General features: G+C 75.5%; 12 protein-coding genes. 8 read left to right on the top strand and 4 right to left on the bottom strand.

What is annotated here, in order from left to right; genetic code table 11:
* Positions 1-72 precede the first annotated feature (72 nt).
* Together IE98_RS0106425 and IE98_RS0106420 are read right to left on the bottom strand one after the other, a co-directional pair.
* Positions 73-3,210 (bottom strand): AAA family ATPase, encoded by a 3,138-nt coding sequence (locus IE98_RS0106425; RefSeq protein WP_030265552.1) that lies wholly within the window; start codon positions 3,208-3,210, stop codon positions 73-75.
* Positions 3,207-4,379, bottom strand: a complete 1,173-nt coding sequence (locus tag IE98_RS0106420) for a metallophosphoesterase family protein (protein WP_030265548.1) — start codon at positions 4,377-4,379, stop codon at positions 3,207-3,209. Before IE98_RS0106420 ends, IE98_RS0106425 begins: the two co-directional genes overlap by 4 nt.
* Before the next feature lie 282 nt (positions 4,380-4,661).
* On the opposite strand from IE98_RS0106420, the gene IE98_RS42095 reads away from it, so the two are divergent.
* Together IE98_RS42095 and IE98_RS0106410 are read left to right on the top strand one after the other, a co-directional pair.
* Positions 4,662-5,261 (top strand): hypothetical protein, encoded by a 600-nt coding sequence (locus IE98_RS42095; protein WP_199922873.1) that lies wholly within the window; start codon positions 4,662-4,664, stop codon positions 5,259-5,261.
* A 222-nt stretch (positions 5,262-5,483) separates the two neighbouring features.
* Entirely contained in the window at positions 5,484-6,281 is a 798-nt protein-coding gene (locus IE98_RS0106410; protein WP_030265543.1) for an SGNH/GDSL hydrolase family protein, read from the top strand.
* 48 nt (positions 6,282-6,329) lie between these two features.
* Here the strand turns inward: IE98_RS0106410 and IE98_RS0106405 are convergent, their stop codons facing one another.
* Positions 6,330-8,150 carry an AMP-dependent synthetase/ligase gene (locus tag IE98_RS0106405; protein ID WP_030265540.1) on the bottom strand — a complete coding sequence of 607 codons (1,821 nt, stop codon included), beginning with the start codon at positions 8,148-8,150 and terminating at the stop codon, positions 6,330-6,332.
* 367 nt (positions 8,151-8,517) lie between these two features.
* Between IE98_RS0106405 and IE98_RS0106400 the strand changes: the two genes are divergently transcribed.
* The 5 genes from IE98_RS0106400 (at position 8,518) to IE98_RS0106370 (ending at position 14,064) form a co-directional block, all read left to right on the top strand.
* A complete protein-coding gene (locus IE98_RS0106400) occupies positions 8,518-11,220 on the top strand; it encodes a nitrate- and nitrite sensing domain-containing protein (protein ID WP_052390191.1) in 2,703 nt (900 codons plus the stop codon).
* Positions 11,217-11,636: a roadblock/LC7 domain-containing protein gene (locus tag IE98_RS0106395; RefSeq protein ID WP_030265537.1), complete on the top strand. Its 420-nt coding sequence runs from the start codon at positions 11,217-11,219 to the stop codon at positions 11,634-11,636. Before IE98_RS0106400 ends, IE98_RS0106395 begins: the two co-directional genes overlap by 4 nt.
* Positions 11,633-12,130 (top strand): DUF742 domain-containing protein, encoded by a 498-nt coding sequence (locus IE98_RS0106390; protein WP_234443426.1) that lies wholly within the window; start codon positions 11,633-11,635, stop codon positions 12,128-12,130. The genes IE98_RS0106395 and IE98_RS0106390 overlap by 4 nt, the downstream gene beginning before the upstream one ends.
* On the top strand, positions 12,111-12,731 hold the full coding sequence (locus tag IE98_RS0106385; protein ID WP_030265533.1) for a GTP-binding protein: 621 nt from the start codon (positions 12,111-12,113) through the stop codon (positions 12,729-12,731). The genes IE98_RS0106390 and IE98_RS0106385 overlap by 20 nt, the downstream gene beginning before the upstream one ends.
* A 613-nt stretch (positions 12,732-13,344) precedes the next feature.
* Positions 13,345-14,064: a winged helix-turn-helix domain-containing protein gene (locus IE98_RS0106370; protein ID WP_078660804.1), complete on the top strand. Its 720-nt coding sequence runs from the start codon at positions 13,345-13,347 to the stop codon at positions 14,062-14,064.
* 93 nt (positions 14,065-14,157) lie between these two features.
* On the opposite strand, the gene IE98_RS0106365 is transcribed toward IE98_RS0106370, so the two are convergent.
* Positions 14,158-15,147, bottom strand: coding sequence for an aldo/keto reductase (locus IE98_RS0106365; RefSeq protein WP_030265529.1), 990 nt, complete (start codon positions 15,145-15,147; stop codon positions 14,158-14,160).
* 127 nt (positions 15,148-15,274) lie between these two features.
* Between IE98_RS0106365 and IE98_RS0106360 the strand changes: the two genes are divergently transcribed.
* Entirely contained in the window at positions 15,275-15,709 is a 435-nt protein-coding gene (locus IE98_RS0106360) for a group III truncated hemoglobin (protein WP_030265527.1), read from the top strand.
* The last annotated feature ends 55 nt before the right edge of the window (positions 15,710-15,764 follow it).

The raw sequence follows: 15,764 nt of genomic DNA, 5'->3' as shown, positions 1-15,764 counted from the left end.
CGTCACACCGAGGGTGCCTGCCCGGCTCCGACCGGCTGCCGGCCGGAGGGACCCGGGGGAGTGGCCCGGCCGTCAGGCGTCCTCGCGGTCGGCGACGGCCAGGGTCGAACCGTGCCGCTGCTTGCGCACCAGCAGCTGGGAGGGGATCCGGCTGCGCAGGTCGGCGACGTGGCTGACGATGCCGACGGCGCGGTCCCGCTCGCGCAGGCCGTCGAGGACGTCCATGACCTCCTCCAGGGTCTGCTCGTCGAGGCTGCCGAAGCCCTCGTCGATGAAGAGCGTGTCCAGCGGCATGCCGCCCGCCTCGTCCGTCACCACGTCGGCCAGGCCGAGGGCCAGGGCCAGCGAGGCGAAGAAGCTCTCGCCGCCGGAGAGCGTCGCGGTGTCCCGGTCCCGGCCCGTCCAGGCGTCGACCACCCGCAGCGACAGACCGGAGCGCTTGGTGCCGGCCACCGGGCCGTCGCTGTGCACCAGCGTGTAACGGCCGCCCGACATCCGTACCAGCCGGGCGCTCGCCGCCTCGGCGACCTGCTCCAGCCGGGCCGCCAGCACGTACGACTCCAGGCGCATCCGCAACGCGTTCTCCGCCGGGGCGCCGGCCACCAGGGCGGCGAGCCGGCTGATCCGGCCGAACTCGGCGAGCTCGGGCGCGAGCGCCGCGGCCAGCCCCGCCAGGTCGGCACCGATCCGGGCCAGCGCGGCGCACCGCCGCTCCGCGGCGCCGGCCTCGGCGGCGGCCCGCTGCAGCCGGTCGCCGGTCCGTTCCTGCCCGGCGGCCGCCGCCGCGGGGTCGGCGGGCGGCAGCGCCGCGGCGGCCACCAGCTCCGGGAGGACCAGCTCGGCCTCGGCCGCGGCCGCCGCCCGGTCGTGCGCCGCCAGCCGTGCCTCCAACGCCGTCCGGTCCGCCGCGGGCAGCAGCGCGGCGCGCGCCCCGTCGGGGGAGGCGAACCCGGCCTCGGCGGTGGCCCGCAGCAGCTCCTGCTCGGCCTCGGCCAGCCGGGCGGCCGTCTCCGCGGCGGCGTGCACCGCGTCCAGGGCCGCGGCCACCGCCCGGGCGTCCTCGTCCAGCTGCCGGGCCCGGGCGGCCACCGAGGGGGCGTCGCCCCGGGCCTCGGCGACCTGCCCGGCGAGCCGGATCCGCTCCGCGGCGAGGTCCTGCAGCCTGGCGCCGGCCGCGGCGGCGTCGGCACCACCGGAGCGCAACTGCTCCTCGCGGCGGCGCTGCTCGGAGGTGAGCTGCTCGATCCGCCGGACGGCGGCGCCGAGCGCGTCGGCCTGCCGGACGGCGGCCGACCGCTCCGCCTCGACCGCCGCCGACCGGGCGTCGAGTTCCCCACGGGCCGTCTCCCCGGCGACGGCCCGGGCCGCGGACTCGTCGGCCCGCAGCCCGGCGACCCTGCGCCGGACGTCCTCCAGCCGCTGCTCGGCGTCGGCCTGCGCGGCGGCGGCGCGCCGCTGGTCCCCGGCCGTCACCTGCCCCTCGCCGGGCCGGGCCGGGGCCGGGTGCTCGGCCGCGCCGCACACCCGGCAGGGACTGCCCGCGCGCAGTGCGCCAGCGAGTTCCGCCGCCATGCCGGCGAGTCGGCGCTCCTGCAGGTCGAGGGCGGTCGCCCGGGCGGTGAGCGCCAGGTCGTGGGCGTCCCGCTCCTGCTGCTCGGCGCCGGCGAGCGCGGCCCGCAGCTCGTCCCGCCGCCCGGCGGCGTCCCGCCGGGCGGCCAGCTCGGTGCGCCGCTCGTCCAGTCGGCGCACCGTCTCGGCGGCGGCCTCGGCGGCGTTCTGTTCGGCCTGCAGCGCCTTCAGCCGGGCGTCGACCCCGGCCAGCCAGTCCCGGGCGTCCTCGACGAGCTGCTCGGCGGCGTCCCGACGGTGCGCCAGGTCGGACTCCTCGCGGCCGGCCTCCTCCAGGCGCCGCTCGGCGGCCCGGGCGGCGGTGAGCTCGCCGACCGCGGTGCGCAGCCGGCGCTCCGCCGCGGCCAGCGCGGCCGCGTCCGCCTCGGCGACCGGCACCGCGTCGGCCGGACCGGCCTGGTGCGGCAGCAGCACCCCCGGTCCGCCGTCGGGGACGCCGGCGTCCGGGCCCCCGCCCGTCCGGACGGGGACGGCCGCGCCGCGCCGCCGCAGGGCGGCCCGGCACCGCTGCTCGGCCTCGGCCGCGGTGGCGTCCGCCCGTTCGGCGGCGGCCCGCAGCCGCAGCGCGGACTCCACCCCGAGTGCGGCCCGGGCCGCGGCGAGCCGGCGGCGTTCGGGGCCGAGCGCCCCGCCCTCCTCGGCGAGCCGCCGGACGGTGCGCACCGCCGCGGCGTGCCGAAGCTGCTGCCCGGCGAGGGTGTCCGCGGCGCGCCGCCGCTCGTCCGCATCGGCCCGGGCGGCGCGGGCCGCGGCGAGTGCGGCCTCGGCCACGGCGTGCTGTTCGGCGGCCTGGCTGCGCAGGATCGCCGCCCAGCCGAGCACCCCGTCGACCAGGCCGGCGGCGCTCGCGGCGGTGCCGTCCTCGGCGGGCACCCAGCCGTCGGCCGGCTCGCCGTCGGCACCGGCCGCCTCGGCGGCGCGGGCGGCCAGGTCGCGCAGCCGCTGCCGGCCGTCGCGGACTGCGGCCTCCTGGCGGAGCCGGCGGTCGGCGAGCCAGCGCTCGACCTGGCCGAACCGCTGGGTGTCGAAGAGCCGGCCGAGCAGTTCCGCGCGCTGTTTGGTGTCGGCCCGCAGGAAGCGTGCGAAGTCGCCCTGCGGCAGCAGGACGACCTGGCAGAACTGCTCGCGGCTCATGCCGACCAGGCGGCGGATCTCCTCGCCCGCCTCCTGGTGGGAGCGGCTGACGGCCCGCCAGCCGGCGGTGCCGTCGCCGGTGTCGGCGGCCCACTCGCGCAGCAGGGTCTGCGCCTTCTCGGTGGTGGTGCCGGTACCGCGCAGCTTGGGGCGCTGCTGCTCGGGGCTGCGGGTGATCTCCAGCCGGCGGCTGCCGAGCGTGAGGTCGAGCCGGACCTCGGTGAGCAGGCCGGGGGCGGCATGGTCGCTGCGCAGCGGATTGCCCCGGCGGGCGCCGGGCACCTCGCCGTAGAGGGCGTAGCAGACCGCGTCGAGCACGCTGGACTTGCCGGCGCCGGTGGCGCCGCGCAACAGGAAGAGCCCGGTCGAGGCGAGGCGGTCGAAGTCCACCTCCTCGGTGCCGGCGAACGGGCCGAAGGCGGTGAGGGTGAGCCGGTGCAGCCTCATCGGGCGGCCTCCCGGGCGAGCTCGGCCTCGCGGCGGACGGTCTCGAAGCCCTCGGCCAGCCACTCCCGCTCGTGCGCGCCGAGCGTGCTGCCGGGTCGGACGTGCCGGACGAAGCCCTCGGCGATCTCCAGGTCGGAGCGCCCGGTGACCCGGGCGGCGTACGAGGGGTGCGGGTCGCCCTCGGCCGGCTCGGGCTCGAAGAGCAGCTGCAGGGTGTGCGGGAAGCGGCGGCGCAGCGACTCCATCGGCTCGGCGGGCCGTGCGGCGTCCGTGAGGGTGGCCTGCAACCAGCACTCCTCGGCCCAGGCGTGCTCCTCGGCGGCGAGCAGGTCGGCGAGGCGGCCACGCAGCCGGGCGAGCCGGCGCGGCCGCGGGCAGTCGATCCGGCGCTCCTCGGCGATCGAGCCGTCGGCGTCCAGGTCGATCAGCCACATGGTCTTGCGGTGGTCCGCCTCGGAGAACGAGTAGGCCAGCGGGGAGCCGCTGTAGCGCAGGTGCGGGGCGAGCCGCTGGCTGCCGTGCAGGTGGCCGAGGGCGACGTAGTGGACGCCGTCGAAGACCGCGGCGGGCACGCCCGCCACCCCGCCGACGGTGATGTCGCGTTCGCTGTCGCTGGGCGCGCCGCCGGTCACGAAGGCGTGGGCGAGGACGACGGCGCGGGTGCCGGCCGGGCGCTCGGCGAGGTCGGCGCGGACGGCGTCCATCGCGGCGCCGAGCACCTGCTCGTGGCCGCCGCGGTCCAGCCCGAAGCGCTCGCGGACCAGGGCAGGCTCCAGGTACGGCAGGCCGTAGACGGCGACCGGGCCGTGCGCGTCGGCGAGCAGCACGGGCTCGGCGCAGCCGTCCGGGTCGGTGCGCAGGTGGATGCCGGCCCGGTCGATCAGCCGGGCGGCGACGCCGAGCCGCCGGGCGGAGTCGTGGTTCCCGCTGATGAAGACCGTCGGCACGCCGAGCGCGGCGAGCCGGACGAGCACGTCGTCGAAGAGCGCGACCGCCTCCAGGCCGGGCAGCGCCCGGTCGTACACGTCGCCCGCGACCAGCACCGCGTCGACCCGCTCCGCCGCGGCCACGGCGACCAGGTGGTCGAGGAAGGCGCGCTGGGCGTCGTGCAGGCTCTCCCGGTGGAAGGAGCGGCCGAGGTGCCAGTCGGAGGTATGCAGCAGTCGCATGGTCATCGACCATAACGGGCGATGCCGACAACCAGGCCCTGTCGGGCGGCGGCCGCCGGGGCCGATGCCGGTCCGTGACTCCGGGCGGACGGTCGGTGACGGGCGGTAGGGTCGCGGCGCCGGCCCGGCGGCGGCGCGGGGTGTGCCCCGGGCGGCGGCCAGGACTGTTCATCGACCGGATGTTCGGGGAAGATCAACAGTCGGAGCGGGCGGCGGCCCGCCGCATCCGCTCCCCGGCCGCCGACCGGGCGCGCCGGCGGCCCGGGACCGGAGGGGACACGCGTGAACCGCATCGAGTACAGCGCGGAGATCGCCGACCTGCTCGGGAAGGTCCGGCGCCGGCCGATCGCCGGCTGGCCGTGGCGGCCCGGCGAGGACGTCCCGGCCGGTCTGCCGGTCAAGCAGTCCTGGGGCTGGCTGTTCGCCCCGGACGGGCGGGTGCTCACCCTGGTCAACCCGAGGGACGGCATCGTCAGCCTGCCCGGCGGCTCGCTGGAGCCGGAGGACGGGGGAGACCCGGCCGCGGCGCTCGCCCGGGAGGCCGGCGAGGAGGCGCAGGCGGTGATCGGCCGCCCCTGGTACCTCGGCTACCTGTACGACCGGGTGGGCTCGGCGAACGGCGGGCACGAGTGCGCCCGGGTCCGGATGGCGGCGGCGCTGCGCCGGGTGGGCACCTCGCAGCCGGACCCGGCCTCGGGCCGGCACTACCGGCGGCTGCTGGTCGCGCCGGGACTGGCGGTCGAACTGCTCGGCTGGGGGCCGCAGGGCGTCCGCCAGGCGCGGGCGGCGGTGGCCGCCGCGGTGGTGCACCTCGGCGTGCCCGCCGCCGCGAACGAGACGATCGAGGAGCTCCCGCCGGCCGGCTGCGCCCTCTTCGGGTGACCCCCGGGATCCTTTGACGATCCGTCAATCCCGCTTTCAGAAAAGCTGTCCATCGGAATTCCGGATGGCACCGCGGTGACGTGACGGTGCCACATCCGACGCTCCGTCAACAACTTTGGCATGGGCACTATCCGGCGAGGCTACTGCCTGGTATCACAACAGTGTGATCCGGGTCACCCCCACTTCCGGATTGCATTCACCCCCCCACCCGGAGGTTCCCCCATGCCTCGCACCAGAGTCCTGCCCGTCGCGGCCACGGCGCTCGCGCTCTCCCTCGCCACCCTGTTCACCGCCACCGACGCCTCGGCCGCCGGAGCACGCTACGTCGCCCTGGGCGACTCGTACTCCGCGGGCGTCGGGGCGGGCAGCTACACCGGTGACAGCGGCAGTTGCAAGCGAAGCACCAATGCCTACCCGTACCTCTGGAAGAACGCGAACGCCCCCACCTCGTTCAGCTTCGTCGCCTGCTCCGGCGCGAAGACCGGCGACGTGCTGAACAACCAGGTCTCCGCCCTCAGTTCGAGCACCACCCTGGTCAGTATCACCATCGGCGGCAACGACGCCGGCTTCGCCAGCACCATGCAGACCTGCGTGCTCAACTCCGAGAGCAGCTGCCTGAGCGCGGTGGCGACCGCGAAGTCCTACGCCACCACCACGCTGCCCGGCCAGCTCGACGCGGTGTACTCGGCGATCCGCAGCAAGGCCCCCAACGCGCACGTCGTGGTGCTCGGCTACCCGCACCTCTACAAGATCGGCGGCAACTGCATCTTCGGCATCGGCGACACCAAGCGCACCGCGATCAACGGCGCCGCCGACACCCTGGACTCGGTCATCGCCAAGCGCGCGGCCGACGCCGGCTTCACCTTCAAGGACGTCCGGAGCATCTTCACCGAGCACGAGATCTGCGGCTCGTCCACCCAGTGGCTCAACAGCACCACGCTGCCCGTCGACGAGAGCTACCACCCGAACAAGGCCGGGCAGTCCGGCGGCTACCTGCCGTCGTTCAGCGCCGCGGCCTGACCCCCACCGGCCCGCCGTGCCCGCGGCACCGCGGCGCGCGGCGGGCCGTCAGGGCGCGTACAGCTCCTCGATGTCCTCCGCGTAGTAGGCCTGGATCGCGCTGCGCCGCATCTTCAGCGAGGGCGTCAGCAGGCCGTCCTCGGCGCTGAACTCCTTGGGCAGCAGCCGGAAGGCGCGGATCGACTCGGCCCGCGAGACGGCGGTGTTGGCCGCCGCGACCGCCCGCTGGATCTCCCCGTGCAGCTCGGTGTCGGCGAGCGCGCCCCACACGTCCAGCTGCGCGCGGCCGCGCAGCTTCAGCCAGTGCGCCAGGGCCTGCGGGTCCAGGGTGATCAGCGCCGCCACGTACGGGCGGTCGTCGCCGACCACCAGGCACTGGGCCACCAGCGGGTGCGAGCGCACCCGCTCCTCCAGGGCGCCCGGCGCGAGGTTCTTGCCGCTGCTGGTGACGATCAGTTCCTTCTTGCGGCCGGTGATGGTGAGGTAGCCGTCCTCGTCCAGCCGGCCGATGTCGCCGGTGGCCAGCCAGCCCCGGACGAGCGCCGCCTCGGTGCACCGCGGGTGGTTGAGGTAGCCGGAGAACACCGTGCCGCCGGTCACCCACACCTCGCCGTCGTCGGCGATCGCCACCGCCGCCCCGGGCACCGGTCGGCCCACCGTGCCGAACTTCGGCCGCCCCGGCGGGTTCGCCGTCACCGCGGCGGTGGTCTCGGTCAGCCCGTACCCCTCGTACACCGTCATGCCGGCCCCGGCGAAGAACAGGCCGAGCTCGCGGCCCAGCGTCGAGCCGCCGGACATGATGTTGCGCACCCGCCCGCCGAGCACCCCCCGCAGCCGCTGGTACACCAGCCGGTCGTACGCGGCGTGGCGCACCCGCAGCGCCGGGCTCGGCCCCGGGCCGTGGCCGAGCGCCTTCCGCTCGCGGGCGGCGGCCCAGGAGATCGCCGTCTCCGCGGCCAGGTCGAACAGCTCGGCCTTGCCGGCCTCCTCCGCCCGCTCCCGGGCGCGCTGGTAGATCTTCTCGAAGACGTACGGCACGGCGTGCAGGAAGGTCGGGCGGAAGGACTCCAGCGCCGGCAGCAGGCTGTCCGTGGTCAGCTGCCCGTGGTGGCCGATCCGGATGCCGCCGCGGACGGCGGCGACCTGCACCATCCGGCCGTAGACGTGCGCCAGCGGCAGGAAGAGCAGGGTGGCCGGCGGCACGCCGCCGGTGTCCCGGAAGATCTCGCCCCAGCCCTCCAGCAGGGCGTCCGCCTCGGTGGTGAAGTTGCCGTGGGTGAGCAGGCAGCCCTTCGGGCGGCCGGTGGTCCCCGAGGTGTAGATGACGGTGGCGATGCTCTCCGCGGTGACCCCGAGCCGCTGGCGGTGCACCAGTGCGTCCGGGACGCCCCGGCCGTCCTCGATCAGCGTGCCGACGCAGTCCCGGTCCAGCTGCCAGATGCCGGTGAGCTCCGGCAGTGCGTCGCAGACCGCGCCGACCGTCATCGCGTGGTCCTCGTGCTCCACCACGCAGGCCACCGCCTGCGTCTCGGCGAGGATCCAGCGGACCTGCTCGGGCGCCGAGGTCGGGTACACCGGGACGGGGATCGCCCCGATCGCCCAGAGCGCGTAGTCGAAGAGCGTCCACTCGTAGCAGGTGCCGGACATGACGGCGACCCGGTCCCCGTAGCGCACGCCCCGGGTGAGCAGCCCCTTGGCGAGGGCGAGCACCTGGTCGCGGAAGCGGAGCGCCGTCACCGGCTGCCAGACCCCGTCGACGAGCCGGGAGAGCTGGATCAGCCCCGGACTCTGCTCGGCGGTGTCGAACACCGAGTCGGCGAGCCCGCCGGCGGCCGGCTCGGACAGGGCGGGGCTGCTGACCTCGCGCACACCGCCCCCGATCCCCGTCTTCCCCCGCGCGGTCGGCCTTCCCGGCCGGCGGACGGATCGGCAGCGAAGCTACCGGATCTCCGGCCGCGCTGCCCAGAGGCCCGGGGACGCACCGGCGCGATCGGCACCGAGTGCACCCCCCGGTGACAGCGGAGAGCGGTCGCCGAAGGAGCAATCCCGGATCAATCGGACAGGCGCCGGCAGGGATGGCTGTGACCCTTCGAACGGGTGGTCAGCGCGGTGTAGAGTCACGCAGATCCGACGGCCCGGCCCCCTGCCGGGACACCCATGCCCGATCGGGGAGGCGCGAGCGCCCGCCCGACCCGCACCCCTGTCCGCGCTTGGCTCCATCCCGACCGAGGACCCCATGCGTCTGCGCAGCAGCTCGATCCGCGCGAAGATCATCGCGCTGCTCATGGTGCCCATCGTGGCGCTCACCGGGCTGTGGGTCTACGCGACCCTGGTCACCACCGGGGACGTCCGCAGCCAGTTCGACGTGAGCTCATCTTTCCATGAACTGGTCAAGCCGGTCGACCAGTACACCCTGGATCTCCAGGAAGAGCGCCGCGCCGCCGTCCTCCGCCTCGCCGACCCCGGCTCGCAGGCCAACAAGGACGCCTACGAGCACGCCCAGGCCGCCACCGACCACAGCCTGCGCGAACTGCGCTACCTCAACGACACCGAGGCGCTCGGCAGGCTCGACGCCCAGCAGCGGACGAAGTACCAGGACGTCCTCACCGCCGCCGACCAGCTCTCCGCGATACGCGGCCAGGCCCTGCGCGACGTCGTCAGCTGGGACCACGAGCTGCTCGCCTACAGCGACCTGGTGGAGACCGTCTTCCCGTTCCGCTCCTCCTTCGCCGGCCGGCAGAGCGGCCAGCTGCCCCGGCAGACCATGCTGCTCACCGAACTCGTCCGCGCCCGCGAGTACCTCTCCTGCGAGGTCGCCGCGATGCAGGCGCTCCGGGTCACCGACAAGCCCGGCGACGAGATGATCCAGGTCGCGCTGGACAACATGCACTCCCAGCAGGCGCTGTTCAGCGTCTACGCCGGCGAGCTCGACCTCACCGACCAGCGCGACTACGCCGACCTGCGCGGCTCCGACAACTGGATGGCGCTCGCCGCCGCCGAGGCCAACTTCGACTCCTCGGTGCAGCGCGCCGCCGCCGTCCACGCCAACCCCAAGGACCCGTGGCGCGAGTCCGCGACCCCGGTGCTCACCTCCTACGCCGACCTCAACACCCGGCTCGCCGACCGGATCGGGGAGCGCGCCGAGTCCTACGCGATCAACCAGATCGTCCGCGGCGCCGTCGCCGGCCTGATCGGTCTGCTCGCGGTCGTCCTCTCCGTCCTCATCTCCTACCGGATCGGCCGCGGCCACGTCCGCGAGCTCGTGGCGCTGCGCAACGCCGCCCAGGAGCTCTCCGGCACCCGGCTGCCGCAGATGATGGGACGGCTGCGCCGCGGCGAGAGCGTGGACGTCGCGGCCGAGACGCCCGACCTCGAGTTCGGCCCCGCCGAGATCGGCCAGGTCGGCCGGGCCTTCCACGACGTGCAGGTGGTCGCCGTGGAGGCCCTCGTCGAGCAGGCCGAACTGCGTCGCGGCGTCGCCGCCGTCTTCGTCAACCTCGCCCGCCGCAGCCAGGTGCTGCTGCACCGCCAGCTCACCCTGCTGGACGCGATGGAACGCCGCACCGAGGACCCGACCGAGCTGGAGGACCTCTTCCGGCTCGACCACCTCACCACCCGCATGCGGCGGCACTCCGAGGGCCTGATCATCCTCTCCGGCGGCTCGCCCGGCCGCGCCTGGCGCAAGCCCGTCCGGATGGTCGACGTGGTGCGGGCCGCGGTCGGCGAGGTCGAGGACTACGCCCGGGTGATCGTCCGGCCGTTCCCCGGCACCGGCCTGCTCGGCAGCGCGGTCGCCGACGTCACCCACCTCGTCGCCGAACTCATCGAGAACGCCACGGTCTTCTCCCCGCCGCACGCCCAGGTCACCGTCCAGGGCGAGGTCGTCGCGCACGGCTTCTGCCTGGAGATCGACGACCGCGGCCTCGGCCTGAGCGAGCACGCGCTGGAGGAGATCAACCAGCGGCTCGCGGTGGAGCAGGAGTTCGACCTCGCCGACACCGACCGGCTCGGCCTCTTCGTGGTCAGCCGCCTCGCCCGCCGGCACGGCATCCGGGTGCACCTGCGGCCCTCGCCGTACGGCGGCTCCACCGCCGTCGTCCTCGTCCCGCGCGAGCTGCTGGCCGACGCCAACGAGGTGATGGCCGACCAGTTCTCCGGCCGCCCGGCGGCCGAGCCGGCCCGTCCGGCCGCTGCCGTCCCCTCCGGGGCCGGGGCCGGGGCCGGAGCAGGGACAGGCGCAGGCGCCGGGTCCGCGGCAGGCGCCGGCGGCACCGGCCGCGCCGCCCGGGCGCGCAGCGCCCCGCGGATCACCGGCGGCCCGAAGCCCTCCAGCGCCGAGCCGGCCGCCACCCCCGGCGGCCTGCCGCGCCGCCGCGCCGGCGGCCCCGCACTCGTGCCGGACCAGGAGGCCGGCACCGGCCGCCACCGCCGCACGGACGGCACCGACGGGACTCCGGAGACCGCTGCACCGGCCGGGGCCCCCGCCATCGGGCCCGCCCCGGTGGCCGTCCCGGCGCCCGGGGAGCCCGCCGCGCCGGTCGCCGGCGGACTGCTGCCCAAGCGCGTCCGGCAGGCCAGCCTCGCCCCCCAGCTGCGGCACGAGGGCGGGCAGCAGGCCGCCGAGCCCGTCCGCGAGCGCTCGCCGGAGGAGGCCCGGGCCGCCTTCGCCTCCTTCCAGCGCGGCTACGCCCGCGGCCGCGGCGACCGCCTGCAGCCCGCCTCGCTGACCGTGGTGCCGGACCTGCCCGACGCCCCAGAACCACCGCAATCCGGTCGACCGCGGGTCGGGGTCCCCGTACCGCCCCGGGTGGCGCTACCCTCTGCACCCGTCCCACCTGCTCTGCCGGCCGCGCGCCCGCGGCCCCAGCTGTACCCCGTACGTCAAGGAAACCCCGTACCACCCGCACCACCCGCCCCAGCGGAAGGAACCGAGAAATGACCGCAACGACACAGCCGTCCGGAGACCTGAACTGGCTCCTGGACGACCTGGTGGGCCGCGTCGCGACCCTGAGGCATGCGGTGATCCTGTCCAGCGACGGTCTGGCGACCGGCGTCTCCAGCGGCCTCGCCCGCGAGGACGCCGAGCACCTCGCGGCCGTCGCCTCCGGTTTCCACAGCCTGGCCAAGGGCGCCGGCCGGCACTTCCGGGTCGGCGGGGTCCGGCAGACGATGGTGGAGCTCGACGAGGCCTTCCTCTTCATCACCGCGGCCGGCGACGGCAGCTGCCTGGCCGTGCTCAGCGACGCCGAGTCCGACGTCGGCCAGATCGCCTACGAGATGGCTCTGCTGGTCAAGCGGGTCGGCGAGCACCTGGCCTCAGAGCCGCGCACCGAGTCCGCCCCGCAAGGGAGATGAGCGACGGGATGGCCGCCGAGGACGACGCACCGCAGGACGGGCCGTACGAGGACCCGTACGACGACCCCTACGACACCGAGCCTGAGATCGACCTCTTCACGCCGCGCAGCGCCACGGACGACCGCTGGTTCGACGACGACGCGGGGCCGGTGGTGCGGCTGTTCTCGATGACCAGGGGGCGGGCGGCCAGGCCGGTCGACGACGGCCTGTTCGACCTCATCTCCCTGGTGCGCGCCACCGACGTCGGGGGCCGGGCCGACCACGAGCCCGCCCTCGACGCCACCCACCACGCCCTGCTGGCGCTCTGCCGCGACGAACCGCTGAGCGTCGCCGAGCTCGGCTCCTACTGCGACCTGCCGGTCAGCGTCGTCCGGGTGCTGCTCGGCGACCTCAACGACGCCGGGCTGATCACCGTGACCCGGCCCGTGCCGCTCGCCCAGCGACCCGACGAGCAACTCCTGCGAGACGTGATCAATGGCCTCCGTGCACTCTGACGCCCCTGCGGACACCCGCACCCCCCTCTGGTCCTCCACGGCCCTGAAGATCCTCGTCGCGGGCGGCTTCGGCGCCGGCAAGACCACCCTGGTCGGGGCGGTCAGCGAGATCCGCCCGCTGCGCACCGAGGAGCTGCTCAGCGAGCGCGGCCGCCCGGTCGACGACACCGCCGGGGTCGAGACCAAGCGCAGCACCACCGTCGCGATGGACTTCGGCCGGATCGACCTGCGGCCCGGCCTCGCGCTCTACCTCTTCGGCACCCCCGGCCAGGACCGGTTCTGGTTCGTCTGGGACGAACTGGCGCAGGGCGCGCTCGGCGCGGTGGTGCTCGCCGACACCCGGCGGCTCGCCGACTCCTTCCCGTCGGTGGACTTCTTCGAACAGCGCCGCATCCCCTTCGTGGTCGCCGTCAACTGCTTCGAGGGCACCGAGGTCTACGCGCCGGACGACGTCCGCGCCGCCCTCGACCTCGACCCGGGCATCCCGGTGCTGCTGTGCGACGCGCGCAGCCGCGAGGACGGCAAGGAACTGCTGATCCGACTGGTCGAGCACGCCGCCGCGCAGGCCGGCCTCGACCCGACCGGCGCCGCCCGCGGCTGACGGAACGTTCGGCCGGACGTCCCGTCAGCAGGGTGTTCCGGCCGCCCGTCCGAATGGCGGGACGCGGGAGTCCCGCATGACGGACAGTGAGGTCGTCGGGGTTGCCTGCGGCCGTCCGTGCGTGGAAGGCTCGTACCCGTTGCACGCTGCGCAGCCCGCGCCGTGCCCCGGGGGAGGAGGCAGTCCAGATGACCGCAGACGCGTTGCGCGACACGGTCCCGCCCGCCCCCGCCGTACCGGCGCTCACCGTACGCCGCCACATCGACCAGGCGCTGGTCTGCAGCGCCTGCTGTCACTGACGGACCCCCACCGGCCCGGGCCCGCCCGGCGCCGACCCCGTCCCCGAGATCCCCGCCCGGGCCGCGTCCTCGACGGCTGCCCGGTGCCTTCCGCCCTGCGCCCACCCGGAGACCCGATCGTGGACCCGTTCCGCCCCGAACTCGAACCGTTCTGGCCGTCCCGCCAGCCGCACCTCTTCGACCAGACCTGTCGGACCGCCTAGCGCGCGTCCCGCCCTTGCGGTGGCCTGACCGACCGTCAACGCCACTTCCGCGCAAGGCCCGACGCGCAGACGACGACCACCCGAATCCGTCCCGCGCGAAGAGAGCCCACCATGTCCTCGACCTCCACGGCCACCCGTACCGTCACCGCCGCCACCCCGCACCTGCGGGCCGTCCGTTCCGTGGCCGCCGTCCCCGGCGGCGCCGAGCGCTGGTACCCGAGCACCACCGGCGCCCCGCACACCACCACCGCGACCCCGCACCCCATCGCGACCCCGCACCCCGCCCAGCCGGCGCCCGAGCGCCGGCCCGCCGCGCTGCTGCCCGCCGGCCTGCCGGAGGGCGCCACCGTGGTCGCGCTGCCGCCGTCCGCCCTGCCGCAGGGGCTGCTCGCCCAGTACGGCGCCGAGCTCGGCGCCTCCGCCGGGCACCCGCTCGTCGGCTACCTGCTGCTCGTCCCCGCCGACCAGGCGCCCGCGGCCGCCGCCGTGCCCGCCGGACCGGCCCCCGCCGAGGAACCGCGGCCCGCGGCCGCCCGGCCGTCCGGACACGGCATCGACGTCGACACCGACCGGCGCACCGCCCACGTCGACGGCGTCCAGCTCGACCTCACCTACCTGGAGTTCGAGCTGCTCGCCCACCTCACCGCGCACCCGCACCGGGTGCACACCCGCGACCACCTGGTCACCGCCGTCTGGGGCTACGGCCACGTGGGCGACGGCCGCACCGTCGACGTCCACGTCGCCCGGCTGCGGCGCAAGCTCGGCGCGGCGCACCGCGACAGCATCGTCACCGTCCGCCGGGTCGGCTACAAGTACGCGCCCGCCGTCTGAGCGGACGAACGCGACGGCCGGGGCCGGACGCGCAGCGCGTCCGACCCCGGCCGGTGGCACGACCGACGGCGCAGGCCGGTCGGGCCCTTGGACTCAGCGGCTGAGCCGGTCGATCTCGGCGAGCTCCTCGGCGGTCAGCGGACCGGCCTTCAGCGCGTCGAGGTTCTGGTCGAGCTGGGCCACGCTCGACGCACCGATGATCACCGAGACCACCCGCTCGTCCCGCAGCACCCACGACAGCGCCAGCTGCGCGAGGGTCTGGCCGCGCTGCTCGGCCACCTTGTTCAGCGCCCGCAGCTGCTCCAGCTTCGGCCCGGTCAGCGCCTCCTCGCGCAGGAAGTGGCCGACCGACATCCGCGAACCGGCCGGCACCTCGCCCGACAGGTAGCGGTCGGTCAGCAGGCCCTGCGCCAGCGGCGAGAACGCGATCATGCTGGTCTGCGTCTCGCCGATCGCGTCCAGCAGCCCGTCCTCGGGCGTGCGGTTCAGGATCGAGTAGCTGATCTGGTTCATCAGCACCGGCGTGCCCATGCCGCGCAGGATCTCCACCGCCTCACGGTGCTGCTCGGCCGGGTAGTTGGAGATCGCCGCGTACAGCGCCTTGCCCGAACGCACCGCCAGGTCCAGCGCCCCCATCGTCTCCTCCAGCGGAGTCGTCGGGTCGTAGCGGTGCGAGTAGAAGACGTCGACGTAGTCCAGGCCCATCCGGCCCAGCGACTGGTCGAGGCTGGCCAGCAGGTACTTGCGCGAGCCGCCGTCGCCGTACGGACCCGGCCACATGTCGTAGCCCGCCTTGGACGCGATGAACAGCTCGTCCCGGTACGGCTTGAAGTCCTGCGCGAACAGGTAGCCGAAGTTGCGCTCGGCACTGCCGTACGGCGGGCCGTAGTTGTTCGCCAGGTCGAAGTGGGTCACACCGCGGTCGAAGGCGCGGCGCAGCACCGCGCGCTGCACCTCCAGCGGCTGCGAGTCACCGAAGTTGTGCCACAGGCCGAGCGACACGGCGGGCAGCCGCACACCGCTGCGCCCGGCCCGCCGGTAGGTCATGGACGCGTAGCGGTCGTCCGAGGGGAGATAGGTCATACCGGCATCCTGCCAGGTGGCGGCCGGGTCGCAGGGACCAACGACCCTGCCGGAACCGGACACCCCGGGCGTAGCCTGGCCGCGGCGGCCGGACGGGCCGCCGGGCCGCACGGAGAGGAGCCCGCCGGTGCCGCGCCCCGACATCACCGACCGCGCCGACCTGGAACCGCTGCTGCGGCGCTTCTACACCGCGGCCTTCGCCGACCCGCTGATCGGCCCGCACTTCACCGAGGTCGCCCGGCTCGACCTGGAGACCCACCTCCCGCACATCACCGACTTCTGGGCGAGCGCCCTGCTGCGGAGCGGCGAGTACCGGCGCAACGCCTTCGCCCCGCACCTGGGACTGCACCGGCAGCGCCCGCTCACGGCGGCCCACTTCGGCCGCTGGGTCCAGCTCTGGCAGGCCTCCGTCGACGGCCTCCACGCCGGCCCCACCGCCGACCGCGCCAAGGCCCAGGGCGAACGCATCGCCCTCGCCATGCTCCGCCGCACCGCCGGCGGCGACACCGAAGGCACCGGGGGCGGCTTCGTCCCCCTCTCCGCGGTCCTGCTCCGCAGCTGACGCCTTCCCTCCGGGGCAGCACCCCACGCGCCCCTGAGGGATGCCCTTGGAGTCC

The sequence above is a fragment of the Streptomyces sp. NRRL B-24484 genome, assembly GCF_000717715.1.
Taxonomy (GTDB): domain Bacteria; phylum Actinomycetota; class Actinomycetes; order Streptomycetales; family Streptomycetaceae; genus Kitasatospora.
This window is presented reverse-complemented; position numbering and strand designations above follow the sequence as displayed.

Bases quoted from the DNA above. Each gene is read 5' to 3' on its own strand.
- IE98_RS0106395 (WP_030265537.1), top strand. From the start codon at position 11,217: ATGACCGCAACGACACAGCCGTCCGGAGACCTGAACTGGCTCCTGGAC.
- IE98_RS0106420 (WP_030265548.1), bottom strand. From the start codon at position 4,379: ATGCGACTGCTGCATACCTCCGACTGGCACCTCGGCCGCTCCTTCCAC.
- IE98_RS0106390 (WP_234443426.1), top strand. From the start codon at position 11,633: ATGAGCGACGGGATGGCCGCCGAGGACGACGCACCGCAGGACGGGCCG.
- IE98_RS0106370 (WP_078660804.1), top strand. From the start codon at position 13,345: ATGTCCTCGACCTCCACGGCCACCCGTACCGTCACCGCCGCCACCCCG.
- IE98_RS0106385 (WP_030265533.1), top strand. From the start codon at position 12,111: ATGGCCTCCGTGCACTCTGACGCCCCTGCGGACACCCGCACCCCCCTC.
- IE98_RS0106425 (WP_030265552.1), bottom strand. From the start codon at position 3,210: ATGAGGCTGCACCGGCTCACCCTCACCGCCTTCGGCCCGTTCGCCGGC.
- IE98_RS0106410 (WP_030265543.1), top strand. From the start codon at position 5,484: ATGCCTCGCACCAGAGTCCTGCCCGTCGCGGCCACGGCGCTCGCGCTC.
- IE98_RS0106365 (WP_030265529.1), bottom strand. From the start codon at position 15,147: ATGACCTATCTCCCCTCGGACGACCGCTACGCGTCCATGACCTACCGG.
- IE98_RS0106400 (WP_052390191.1), top strand. From the start codon at position 8,518: ATGCGTCTGCGCAGCAGCTCGATCCGCGCGAAGATCATCGCGCTGCTC.